The 13485-nt window shown below is 60.2% G+C and carries 4 protein-coding genes; 3 read left to right on the top strand and 1 reads right to left on the bottom strand.

Going from position 1 to position 13485, the window contains the following annotated elements:
- Positions 1 to 114 precede the first annotated feature (114 nt).
- The 3 genes from LHW45_00985 to LHW45_00975 all read left to right on the top strand — a co-directional run bounded on the left by LHW45_00985 (position 115) and on the right by LHW45_00975 (position 11763).
- On the top strand, positions 115 to 2706 hold the full coding sequence (locus LHW45_00985) for a hypothetical protein (GenBank protein MCB5284159.1): 2592 nt from the start codon (positions 115 to 117) through the stop codon (positions 2704 to 2706).
- Between the two features lie 1115 nt (positions 2707 to 3821).
- Positions 3822 to 8357 carry a C25 family cysteine peptidase gene (locus LHW45_00980; GenBank protein ID MCB5284158.1) on the top strand — a complete coding sequence of 1512 codons (4536 nt, stop codon included), beginning with the start codon at positions 3822 to 3824 and terminating at the stop codon, positions 8355 to 8357.
- A gap of 712 nt (positions 8358 to 9069) precedes the next feature.
- Complete coding sequence (locus tag LHW45_00975; GenBank protein ID MCB5284157.1) at positions 9070 to 11763, top strand: hypothetical protein; 2694 nt, start codon at positions 9070 to 9072, stop codon at positions 11761 to 11763.
- Between the two features lie 982 nt (positions 11764 to 12745).
- Here the strand turns inward: LHW45_00975 and LHW45_00970 are convergent.
- Complete coding sequence (locus tag LHW45_00970; protein ID MCB5284156.1) at positions 12746 to 13462, bottom strand: sel1 repeat family protein; 717 nt, start codon at positions 13460 to 13462, stop codon at positions 12746 to 12748.
- Positions 13463 to 13485: the final 23 nt, after the last annotated feature.

Raw genomic sequence — 13485 nt, 5'->3', positions numbered from 1 at the left:
ATTAAGTTGATAATATAGGTTCCGTTTCCCGGAACCGGACCCGAGATTAACGCCAGGGCCTGAAACAGGCTTGGGCAGGATAAATTCAGTCAACCCAGATTTTTAGGAGAGACCATGCATACAGGCAGATTGATGATTTTAGTGGCTCTGGCGGCCTTGGGCGCGCTGGCCGGCGGGCTCTACGCCCAGACGGCCCGGCCAGACCTTGACCAGGAGCGCTCCGCCGGCGCCAGCCCGGAGGAGAATCCGAACACCCGGGTTACCGCCGTCTGGACCGGCGCCATATCCAGCCTCTGGAACGAGGCCGGCAACTGGGGCACGAACCAGATCCCCACCAGTTCGGTGGACGTTTTGATTCCGGCCGGAACAAGCCGCAAACCCGTCACCACCCTCACCACGGCCTATTGCCGCAGCCTTACCCTGGAAGGCGGAAGCTGGCTCACCCTGAGCAGCAGCAGCCTGGTGGTCGCGCAGGACGCGAACATCACCGGCTGGCTTTACATAAACGGCAATTTAAACCTGGATGTGAACGGCGACCTGAACTGGAATTCAGGCTCGGCGGCCCAGATCTCCCACACCGGCGCCGAGATCTTCTGTGCCGGGGACATGTGGTTCCACCCCGGCTCGAACGTCCAGATGGCCATGGGCACCGTCGAACTCGACGGCTTGAGCGATTCCACCCTTTACAACTACAGCCCGAACACCCGGCTGTTCAATCTCCGCTCCGATGTGGAGGGGACCTATACCTTCTATCTGAGCGGCTCCGAGGATTTCCACATCAACGGCAATTTCTACAACTATTACGGGTGCCGCAACGTGTCCACCCTGGCCGGGACCATCCATTTGCGGGGGGATCTGAACGATTACAACGCTACAGTCAACCGGGGGGTGCAATGGGCAAACGGGACCCTGAAGACGACCGGCACGGACCAAAGCATCAGCCTGGCGGGGGCGGACGCCTATCTGAACCACCTCACCATCACTTCCAGCGGCAGGGTGACCCTGAACAGCAACCTGCGCCTCAAAGGAAGCTACGCCATTTATGACGGCAGGTTCGACGCCCTGAACAATCGGGTGACGGTGGAGGGAGACTGGACCAACTATGCCCAATTATCCTATCTGGACGGCAGTTCGCGCGTGGTCTTCGCCGGAATAGGCAGCCAAACCGTGTACGGCGACGAAGGGTTTCACATCCTGGAAGTGGCCAACGGCGGGGCGCTGCGGATCGACGGCGGCTCCTACGTGGCCTGCGCGGTTTACGACTGGACCTCCGGCGGGATCGAGATCAGCGAGCCCTACGCCTGGTTCGACGCCCGGGACCTGGCTGACAACGGCATCGCCGGCAACTGGTGGCTGAGCGCGGACGGCACCATCGAACTGGCCAATCCGGCGCCGGGCGACAACATCGGCCTGAAGGGAAACCTGTTCATCTCCGGGGGCAACTTCGCGGTATACGGGGGCAGCGCAGACTCCTACTGGCCATCCGGGGGAAACGCCTCCATCTCCATGAGCGGCGGCGTGCTGGAATTCCTGAACCAAGGGGTTTACATCGTTCCCTCCTCCTCCTACGGCTTCTCCGCCAACATCAGCGGAGGGACCATCCGTTCGCCCAAAGATTTCACGGTTCTCCGCAACGATTTTCAGCCCAGCGGAGGCACCATCGAGCTGGTGGGGCTGGCCGACGCCTCTGTGAGCCACTTCAGCGGCAGCTGGTTCCACAACGTGAAAATAAACAAGGGCGGCGCGGCCTACAACAGGCGCGGTTCTGACCCTGATGACGGCGGCAACGTCACCCCGCTGAACAACAACGGCATCCTCACCATCATGGGCAACAGCATGATCATGGGCCAGCTGAACATAGCCTACGCCAGCTCCGTGAACGCCAACGGCAACCTGACCATCGATGGTACGGGGGACAACACCATCGCCAATGCGACCCTGCACCTGAACGGCGGAACCCTCATCTCGGCAGGCAACCTCCAGGTTCTGGCGGGGGGAGAGCTCCTCTGCGAGGCTGGCTCGGAGGTGCGGATCGGCGGCGGCAAAGGCCTGTTCGTGGGCCTCTCAGCCCGCCTGACCTCGCAGGGCAGCGCCTCCAGCCCCGTGACTTTCAGAGGTCGCGGAGCCGGCTACTTCGGCCTGGAAGTGCTTTCCGGAGGCACCATCAACGCCGCTTACACGAACTTCCATAACCTGAACGGCAACGGGCTCAAACTGGCCCTGGGCAGCTGGGCCGAAGGCAACTACGCCCTCCCCAACTGCGTGTTCAGCGACGGCGCTTTCGGGGGGACCCTGCTCTGGATCGACAGCGAGCAGAATATCATGTTCGCGAACAATAGCTTTCCCACCCACGCCGGCAGCAACGCCAAAAACGTCTATAAGAGCCGTGACGCCGGGCACGTGCGTTTCTCCGGCTGGGACGGCGCCTTCGGCGGCCCGGGCTTCGAAAACGACCCCCACAACCGAATCTGGTGGGAAGGTGGCGGCATCCCGCCGGTGGAAAACCTCACGCACAGCCGCGACCCCCAAAGCAACCTGTTCATGCTGAATTGGGACTATCCCTTCTCCAGCGCCAGCTTTGTGGTGGAGAGGGCCACCACGCCGGACGGACCTTGGTTCGAGGCGGGATCCACCACCACTCACAGCTGGGGACATTCGGTTCCGGGAAACAGCAATTTCTACCGCGTGACGGCCGTGATGCCCTGAGGCGGCTTGAAAGAATCAATTCACAGGGGATCGCCCGCGCGGTCCCCTGTAGTGTCATTCCGGGGAAGGTTTGAAACACCGTCCCGAGCGGTTTCACCTGAAGGTTCAGCCGCTCTGTCATTCCGGGGAAGGGGCCCCGGAATCCAGACCTTTCATTCACCCGGTCACGCCTTGTCATTCCGGGGAAGGGGCCCCGGAATCCAGACCGTTCATTCACCCGGTCACGCCTTGTCATTCCGGGGTGGGGTATCGGGCACCATTTAGGAAATGGGATTTGTCCGGAGAACAACAGACGGAAGGCGGTGGCTTCAGCCACCGTGCCCTTTCGGGAGCAGTGTTAGAGACGATCTCCGGCGGTTTCAACCGCCGGCTGACGCCATCCGCATATAGCCGGCCAAAAGGCCGTAAACGATCCCTCCGGAGGCCGTGGGGGGCGGATTTCCGGGGTGTTTGGGCCGGTGCTTGAAAGCACCGGACATCGTCTTTATTGGTGGTCTGTCCCGGGCGGGGAACGGTGGCTGAAGCCACCGCCTTCCGTCTTGAAGCGCCAGCCACTGTGTCATTCCGGGGTGGGGGCCCCGGAATCCAGGCCATCACCGCCTTCCGTCTTGAAGCGCCAGCCACTGTGTCATTCCGGGGTGGGGGCCCCGGAATCCAGGCCATCACCGCCTCGCTCCAAATCTGCGTCATTCCGGAACGCAGTGACGGAATCCAGGCCTTCCGGCTAATGCCCCCTGAGGGAGTCGATACAGACGCAGTCTGCATCGATCCCCGCTTGGACCGGAACCGGGATTGGCTATTCCCGCAAGGGCTGGATTCCGGGTCCCCGCGTGCTGGCGCACGCTTCCCCGGAATGACACTCTGGGACTTGGTGGGGGATGTTCAGCTGGAGCCGATGCTCCAGCGTCGCTCGACTCCAGCCTCACCGCCCGGGAGGTTTTGGGCAAATTGAAAACGGAGAGCGAAAAAATATTGACATATTCTGGCGAGTGGTACACATGGTAAAAATAGGTCCGGTTCGCTGAGAAGCGGCAGGAAAACGAGGTCCCGGCAGCATTTGAGCATGGCGGGGGACCTTTGAGCTTTTTGAACCTTACAAATACCGGGAGAAGATCATGAACCTTCGCAAAACATTTTGGGCGCTCCTGCTCATTGGCCTCGCGGGCTGGGGCAAGCTCCCCGGCCAGGCCGGCCAGCTCACTTTTTCCCCAGCTCCAGCCTCCACCCGGCTGGAAAACAATTCCGACCTGGGCTTCGAGCTCAGTTTCAGCATTTCCTCGGCCAGCCTGGAAACCGTGGCCAGCAAAGGCGGGGACTTCAGCCGGCTTTCCCTTGAGGGCTACGGCCCCAGCGGGCGGATCGGCGAGCCGGAGCTACCCGTCCTGAGCAAACTGATTGCCGTTCCCCTGGGCGCCAGTGTGAGCTTTGAGGTGATATCCAGCCAGGAAAGGGTGTTCAGCCGGACGGAGTCGGGCCTGGAACATCCGCTGGCCCCCTCCCAGCCCTCTCTGGCCAAAAGCCAGGACCCGGACAAGGTTCCCTTCGAGCAAAACCTGGCCAGCTACAGCCGGGATTCTTTCACGGACAATCCGCTGTTCCGCCTGGAGGAAGTGGGGATGATGAGGGGCGTGAGGGTGTATCAGTTCTACTTCGAGCCCGCGCGCTACAATCCGGTGAGCGGCGAGCTGAAGATCACCCATCAGGCCAGCATCCGCGTGGATTTCAGCGGAGGCGACCCGGCCGCCACGGAAGAGCTGCTGCGCAAAACCGCCTCCTTCGAATTTGAAAAACTCTACCGCGCCACCCTCTTCAACTGGCGCGCCGACGACCGCGACTGGGTGGTGCGCACCCCGGTGAAGATGCTCATCCTCTGTCCGGCCAGCTACACCAGCTACATCCAGCCTTTCGTGGACTGGAAAAACCAGCAGGGCATCCAGACCAGCGTTACCACCGTGGGCACCGGCGGAACCGTGACCAACAGCGCCGCCAGCATCAAAACCTATCTCCAAAACCTCTGGAACAACGCCACGGCGGGGAATCCCATGCCCACCTACCTCCTGATCGTGGGCGACGTTTCCGGTACGATCGGCATAGTGACCAACACCGGCGGCACCGGCACCCATCCCACGGACCTCACCTACGCGCGGCTGAACGGCACGGACTATCTGCCGGAGCTGTATTACGGGCGCTTTTCGGTTGCCTCCTCCACCGAACTCCAACAGGTGGTTTCCAAGACGATCATCTACGAGAAAACCGAGATGCCGGACCTCAGCTATCTGGGCAAAGCGGTTTTGATCGCAGGGGCTGACACTGGCCACGGACCAGTGGAGGGCAACGGCCAGGTGAACTACGGCACCACCCACTATTTCAACGCCACCAATGGAGTGACCACGAACGCCTATCTCTATCCCGCCTCGGAAACCAGCGACGCCGCCATCATCGCCAACGCCAACGCTGGCCGGGGCTTCATGAACTACACCGCCCACGGCTGGGAAGGAGGCTGGGGAGACCCCAGCTTCACCACCACCGACGTGGCCGCCATGACCAACCTGAACGAATACGGCGTGATGGTGGGCAACGCCTGCCTCACCGGCAAGTTCGACTACGGCGTCTGTTTCGGGGAAGCCCTCATCCGCCGCGCCTCCCGGGGTGCCGCGGGCTACATCGGGGCCAGCAACAGCAGCTACTGGGGTGAGGATTACTGGTGGGCGGTGGGCTATAAAACACCCCAGGCCGCGGCCCATCCCTACGATGCCGCCAAACTGGGCGCCTACGACGCCATGTTCCACACCCACAGCGAAACCCAGGACGACTGGGCCACAAACCTCGGCCAGACGGTTTACATGGGCAATTCCGCGGTGCAGCAGAGCAGCAGCGGGCTGAAAGACTATTACTGGGAGATCTACAACATCATGGGCGATCCCTCGCTCTCCACCTATCTGAAGGTTCCCAGCGCCATGAGCGTTACCCACACCGAATATATCAACCCCGGAACCTCCACCGCGGTTTCCGTGAGCACCGGCGTGGCCTACGCCTATGTGGGAATAAGCTGGAACAACCAGTTTCAAGCAGGCGGATACGCGAACTCCTCCGGAGTCTTCAATGGCTATCTGTATCCCTCCACGCCGCGGGAATACACACTCACCGTCACCGCTCAAAACAGGATCACCTACACCGGCACGATCTACGCGGGCCACATCTGGACCGGCGCCATCTCCACCACCTGGAACATCGCGTCCAACTGGAACTACGGCACGGTGCCCGGAGCAACGAATTACGTTTCGGTCCCCTCCGGCCTTTCCCGCTATCCCGTGATCGGCACCGCCGCCGCCATCTGCCATACTCTCAGCGTGGACACCGGAGCCAGCGTTCACCTTTACACCAATAGCCTCACGGTGGCCAACAACGTTTGCATGGGCGGCTATCTGATCATATCCGACGCCGTTGATCTGAACGTGGATGGCTCTTTAACCTGGCAGTCCGGCTCCACCGCCGATATCAGCAACGCCAGCGCCGAGATCTACTGCGCGGGCAATATGACCTTCCAGTCCGGTTCGAACGTCCAATTCGACATGGGCTACCTCGAGTTCGACGGCCCCAGCACATCCTACCTGTACAATTACAGCGCCAGCACCCGGCTCTTCAACCTCCGCTCCGATGTGGAGGGAACCAGCAATTTGTACTTCAGCACCAACAGCACTTACGACATCTACATCGACGGCAACATCTGGAACTATGACGGCCGCAGTCTGATCTGCAACTACCCGGGAAACGTTTATCTGAAAGGAAACCTGAACGATGCCAACGTTACTGCCGGCAGAGGGGTGATGTGGACCGCGGGGACCCTGGTGACCAACGGCGCCAGCCAAACCATCAGCCTGGCCGGAGCCGACGCCTACCTGAACCACCTCAGCATCAATTCCACCGGAGCCGTAACCCTGCTCAACAACCTGACGGTGAAAGGCAATCTCAGCCTGGTCAGCGGCAGCTTCAACGCCTGGGAATACACCCTGAAAGTGGCGGGGGACTGGACCAACCCGCTTGGCCCCACGGCCTTTAGTGAAGTAACTTCCCGGGTTGTCTTCAACGGCACCGCCCACCAATATGTGAACGGCAGCGAAACCTTCAACATCCTGGAAGTGGCCAATGGCGCCGCTCTGCGCTTCTCCACCGGCTCCGCCGTCAGCTGCGCCGTCTATGACTGGAGCTCCGGCGGGATCGACGTCAACGCCTCCGGAGTCACCTTCACGGCCCAGGATCTGGAGGACAACGGCATCGCCGGCGGCTGGTGGCTGAGCGCCGCGAGTGCCATCAATCTGTACAACCCCTCCCCGAATGACTGGGTGGACCTGAAAGGCACACTGTACATCAGCAACGGAACCTTCAATGTCCACGGGGGCAGCACAGCCTCCTACTGGCCTTACAACGGCAACGGCTCCATCACCATGAGCGGCGGTGTGCTGGATTTCAAGGACCAGGGGGTTTACGTCTATGACCCCGGTTCCTACACCTTTTCCGAGAACATCACCGGGGGTACCATCAGGGTGGCCGGGGGTTTCAATGTGGAACGCTACGATTTCAACCCCAGTGGCGGGACGGTCGAGCTGGTTGGCTCCATCGATGGCAACCTGAGCCATTACTCCGGCAGCAACTTCCACAAGGTGACCATCAACAAAACCGTGGCCAGGACCGGGGGGCTCCAGCTGCCTGAGTTTGAGACCGACCGCGAGGGCAATGCCGTGCCCGTGACCAGAACCGCGGGCGTGAACATCACCGACTGCCTGATCAACAACGGCCTGCATATCATAAGCGCGAACCTGGTGAACATCAACGGGATCGTGACCTGCGCGAACGCCATTAACAACTATGTGGCCAACGCGACCCTGAAAGTGAACGCCGCCACCTTCAGCTCCACCGGCAACCTGTACATCCAGAGCGGCGGGACGCTGGAACTGGTCCCCGGAGCTAATGTCCAGATCGCCAACGCCAAGTCGGTCTTTGTCCAGTCCGGCGGAAGGCTGCAATCGATCGGGGACGCCGCCGCCAACGCCACTTTCAACGTATACATCTCCGGCCATTACGGCCTGCAGGTGCTTCCCGGGGGAACCATCGCCGCGGCCTACACCAGCTTCCAAAAACTGAACGGCTACGGCCTGTATCTGGCCCAGGGCAGCACTGTGGACACGAGTTACCCCTTCGACAACTGCGAGTTCCGCGACGGCGCCATCGCCGGTTACCTGATCTGGATCGACAGCGACCAGAGCTTTACCGTGACCAACGCCTCCTTCCCCACCAACGCCGGCAGCAACGCCAGAAACGTCTATAAGAGCAGCAACGGCGGCCACGTCTATTTCTCCAACTGGAGCGGTGTTTTCGGCGGCCCGGCCTATGAAAACGATACCTACAACCGCGTCTGGTGGTCCGGCAGCGGGATCCCGCCGGTGGAATCAGTCTCCATCAGCTATATGTCCAGCCTGAACGCTGTCCGGCTGAACTGGAGCTATCCCTTCCCCGCCACTCGCTACAACATCTACCGCAGCGCGGCCCCGGACGGGATCTACGTTTACCAGGGATACACCACCAACCTCACCTGGAGCCAGACGGTGCCGGGAGACCGCTACTTCTATTTCTTGAAGGCCGTCGGACCCTGAAGAAAGGGCCACGGAAATGGCATTCCGGGATGGGAGCCCCGGAATCCAATAACCATCACCGCCCGGCCCTGAGCTGAAATTACGGGGTGGGGGTATCGGGCACCATTTTGGAAATGGGAGCTGTCCGAAGAACAACAGACGGAAGGCGGTGGCTTCAGCCACCGTGCCCTTTCGGGAGCAGTGTTAGAGACGATCTCCGGCGGTTTCAACCGCCGGCTGACGCCATCCGCAAATAGCCGGCCAAAAGGCCGTAAACGATCCCTCCGGAGGCCGGGGAGGCGGATTTCCGGGGTGTTTGGGCCGGTGCTTGAAAGCACCGGACATCCTCTTTATTGGTGGTCTGTCCCGGACGGGGAACGGTGGCTGAAGCCACCGCCTTCCGTCTTGAAGCGCCAGCCACTGTGTCATTCCGGGGTGGCCCCCCCCCCCGTCATGCGGGACTTCACCGAGCCCGCAGAGCGACATTGGTCTGGGATCCAGAGACAGGAAATGGATCCCAAGCCCCCGGGGCGGGGGTGGTTTTCCTTTCAGGATCTTAGTGTGGCAGATATTTTCAAGAATAAAGAAAGAAAAAACCGGTTGACATGTTTCCCTATCCAAAAAATATATCCAAAACAGGACCTTATCAGTTAGACAATGCCTTGCTTCCGCCGGCTGAGAACGTTCAGGGGATGGGGCAGGCGCGCGCCGAAAAGACACACAGGAGGAAAACGTGTCTCTGAAAAATTTGATCGTTGTGGCCAGCCTCAGCCTGCTGGGAGGCCTTGCCCTCCACGCGCAGGCAGGCCTGACGCTTGACGCGGAACGGCCCGCCGCCAACGGGACTGAGCGGACCAACCACTATTGGACAGGCGCGGCTTCCACCAGCTGGAACTACGCCGGCAACTGGAATCCCGCCTACGTTCCCAACAGCGACAGCGATGTCTGCATCAACCCCGGTCTCACCAATTATCCCAAATTGAGCAACCTGGCGCCCACCGTCCACACTTTGTGGATCGCAGAAGGCGCCAGCCTCACCCTTTTAACGGGCGGCAACCTCCATGTTTCGGATTGGGCGGACATCCAGGGCCAGCTGAGCATCAGCGCGGCGGTGGACCTGGACGTGGAGGGCAGCATCAACTGGTACAGCGGGTCCTCCGCCAACATCAGCAATTCCAGCGCTGAGATCTATTGCGGCGGCAACATGTTTTTCTATTCCGGCTCCAACGTTCAGTTCTCCACCGGCTATCTGCAATTTGACGGAAACACAGATTCCCAACTTGTGAACTACAGCGCGAACACCCGGCTGAACACCCTCAAGATCATGAAAACGGCCCCGGGGATCTTCTCTTTCAGCGGCGACAGCACAGCGGACTTGACCATCGCGGGGACTTTTTACAATTTCGCGGGCAGCAGGGCTGACTGCAATTACACCGGCAACCTGATCCTGCGCGGAGACCTGAACGATTCCAACGCCGCAGCCGGCCGGGGCCTGAGATTCGGCAGCGGGACCCTGGTGATGGACGGAGCAGGCCAGGCGATGAGCAGCGTAGGCTCCGACGCGTTTCTGAACCACCTCACCATCAGCCCTTCCGCGCAAGCGTACCTTTCCACCGACCTCACAGTGAAAGGAAACCTGAGGCTGGAAAGCGGCGTCTTCAGGGCCAACGGCCTCACCCTGAAAGTGGGCGGCAACTGGACGAACGCCGTCGGCCCCGGCGGTTTCAACCCGGGGACCGGAACGGTGGTGTTCAACAAAGCCCTAGGTTATCAGGATGTGGATGGCGAAACTACTTTTTACAACCTCACGGACGCCCATAGCGGCGATTACCTGAGGATCAGGGCCTACGTGAACGTTCTGGGCACCCTCACCGCGAACCACTGGATCCTCTTCAACAGCGGCGCGAATCTGAACAATGTGACCAACTCCAATAGCAACGCCCTGATCGTCTTCAGCTACGTGGTGGGATACACGATCAACTCCTACACCGGTGGCGGAACGTTGAAAACCCAGGCGGGCTGCCAACTGACCATCCTGGACCTGACCCAGCCGGGGATCCACGGCTATTGGAACATCGAAGCCGGCAACGTGGTGGTCCACCAGGACAGCGGCCAGTTCTTCGATATCAACGGCCGGATGAACGTCCAGGGCAGCGTGGATTTGTACGGGGGCGCGGACGAAATGTGGATGGCCTCAACGGAGGACGCTGAACTCATGATCGGCCCAATTGGCATCTTCACCGTGCGCGACCTGAACATCAGGATGGAACTCACAGATTACGACTTTAGCTTTTTTGGCTCTGGGACCATCCGCTGCTACCACGACTGGATCGACCATCGCGGCGTTTTCAATCCCTTCGGCGGGGCGGTGGAATTCCTCGGCGACGCGAACTCCACCATCACCGCCCATCCCAACAGCAATTTTCGCACGCTGAGGATTGCCAAAACCCTTTCTAGAAATGGATCCGGAGCGCCGGAATCCTTTCGCCTCAGGAACGGAGCCGTGATCACCAGGCTGCGGAACGCGGAGGTGAGCCTCTCCGCCTGCGTGATCAAAGGCGGCTTGGATATCGTTTCAGCAAACACCGTGACCGTCAACGGCGACGTCCAGAGCCTGAATCAGGGCACCAACGTGGTGTCCCACGCCACCCTGGTCCTCGCCGGACACACCTTCACCAGCACCGGCATGACCTACGTGGGCGATGACGGGACCTTCATCTGCCAGCCCAGCTCCACCATCCAGGTCGGGGCCGACGAGCAGTTCGTGGTCTTTCGCAACGGGATCTTCCGGGCTCCGGGAACGGTCTCGGGGCCGGTGACTTTCACCGTTTTTGGAACAGGCGGATATCATTTCATCGTGATGGAAACATCCACTTTCGCTGCCTCCTACGCCACTTTCCAATATCTGGGCTCCACCGGGATCGCCTTTCTGAACTCTCCCACCCTGGAATACTTTGACCATTGCGTGTTCACCAACGGCACCCCCGGCGGCAGGTTCATTTCTTTTTACGGGCCCGGATCCTATACCATATCCAACGCGTCTTTCCCAACCAATCCAGGAAGCAACGCTTATGGCACAGCGGCCAGGAACGTTTACAGGGCAAGCGAGGAAGGCCACGTCTATTTCTCTGGCTGGAGCGGCACCTTCGGCGGTCCTGACTTTGAGGATGATGCCAATAACCGCGTCTGGTGGTCCGGAGGCAGCGGGATCCCGCCGGTGGAGGATATCTCACTGAGCTATGTTCCCGCCCTGAACGTGGTACGGCTGGACTGGAGCTATCCCTTCCCCGCCACTCAGTTCATCGTTGAGCGGAGCCCTTCTCCGGACGGGCCTTTCAGCTTCTACACCAACACCACTTTGCACACCCTCAGCCAAACGCCTCCCGGCCCGCGCTACTTCTACCGGGTGAAGGCCGTCGGACCCTGAAGAAAGGGCCACGGAAATGTCATTCCAGGGTGCGGGTTTCAACCCCCGGGCCCCGGAATCCAATATCAAGCACCGCCCGGCCCTGAGCTGAAATTCCGGGGTGGGTGTATCGGGCACCAGTTTGGAAATGGGATTTGTCCGGAGAACAACAGACGGAAGGCGGTGGCTTCAGCCACCGTGACCCAGATCCGGGGATAGAGATTGACGATGTCCGGCGGTTTTAACCACCGGTTGAGGCATCCAGCCCAGGACCGGACCGGCGGTTGAAACCGCCGGAGATCGTCTCTAACGCGGCTCCTGAAAGGGAACGGTGGCTGAAGCCACCGCCTTCCGTCTTTCGTGTGCGTCTGTCCTGGGCGGGGAACGGTGGCTGCAGTCACTGCCTTCCGTCTGGAAGCGCCAGCCACTGTGTCATTCCGGGGTGGGGGCCCCGGAATCCAGACCTTTCATTCACCCGGTCAAACCTAGTCATTCCAGGGTGGGGGCACCGGAATCCAGACGGTTGGGGTAATGCCCTGGCAAGGTGACGATCCAGGCGCAGCCTTCATCGTCCCCGCTTCCGTTTCACATTGGCTATTCCCGCCAGGCCTGGATTCGAATCACCCCACCGGCCAACAAGTTGTCCGGCGAGAACCCCAACAGAGCCCCGCGTGATGACGCACGCCTCCCCGGAATGACAGTTCGGGGCAGGGATGACGGATGGTTGGTTGCTGTCGTCGCTGCTCCTTCGTCATTCAACCCCAGCGCAGGAATGACACCAGCTCAGGGATGACGGGCTGCCGCAGGATGACGTACCTGTGAGGGCGGGCGGTGGGATGAATGTGGCGGGGAGGCAAATAAAACCGTAACTCAGTTCAATCCGTAAATCCGTATCAGGTCCAAAATAAAACTCACAATCATCCTGGAGTCCATGCCCGCAGGCTCGCTGGACTCCAGGCTCGCCCGATGCCGACAACTACTGGAACACGGAAACCGGGAGTGGTCAGAGAGACAGCAGCAGCGAGTCCGGATCGTGCGGGAGTACTGGCAGTGAATCCAGGGTCCTTTTTGCCCTGGTGGTAACTTCTGGCACAAGCTTTGGCTCCACCAGTGGCGAAGCATCGCAATAGTTGTTATAATCCTGCTCTCCGTAAGCCTGCCGGACGCCGTTGGCCGAGGCCACAAGCAGCCAGTGGTAGGCCTCGACGGGATCCTTGATGACGCCCAGGCCGTATTTGTAGCACCAGCCAAGATTATACTGGGCGGCAGGCACTCCGGCCTCCGCGGCCTGTTTGAACAGGCGAAAGGCTTTCCTGGCTTCGATCATGGTGCCCCAACCCATCATCAGGCAACAGGCATAATCGTTAAGGGCATAGACATTACCCAACTCGGAGGCGGAAGCAAGCCATTCCGAGCCATTCCACAGATCCTCTTCATGGGGCGGCAATTCTACAGGCTGCTGCCCTTCCTGGCTGTACAGGGGATAAGAAGCTACCGCCATAGTGTCCACACATACAGAGCAGCTGTCCCAAACGGTATAGTCCTCATAGACATACTCATGATAATCCAGCCCGTACCTGATGTAAGCCCGGCCCAGACGCAACTGAGCCTCAGCGTCACCCCGCATGGCCGGTAAAAGCAGATCGGCTTCCGGAAACATCTCAGCCGCTAGAGCCAGCGTGAGAGCCGCCAAAACCAGTAATACAAATAGTTTTTTCATGGTTACCTCCATTTCGGCAACTT

The sequence above is a fragment of the Candidatus Cloacimonadota bacterium genome, from assembly GCA_020532085.1.
Taxonomy (GTDB): Bacteria; Cloacimonadota; Cloacimonadia; order Cloacimonadales; family Cloacimonadaceae; genus Syntrophosphaera.
This window is presented reverse-complemented; position numbering and strand designations above follow the sequence as displayed.

Coding starts and splice junctions, on each gene's coding strand:
- LHW45_00985 (MCB5284159.1), top strand. CDS start 115: ATGCATACAGGCAGATTGATGATTTTAGTGGCTCTGGCGGCCTTGGGC.
- LHW45_00980 (MCB5284158.1), top strand. CDS start 3,822: ATGAACCTTCGCAAAACATTTTGGGCGCTCCTGCTCATTGGCCTCGCG.
- LHW45_00970 (MCB5284156.1), bottom strand. CDS start 13,462: ATGAAAAAACTATTTGTATTACTGGTTTTGGCGGCTCTCACGCTGGCT.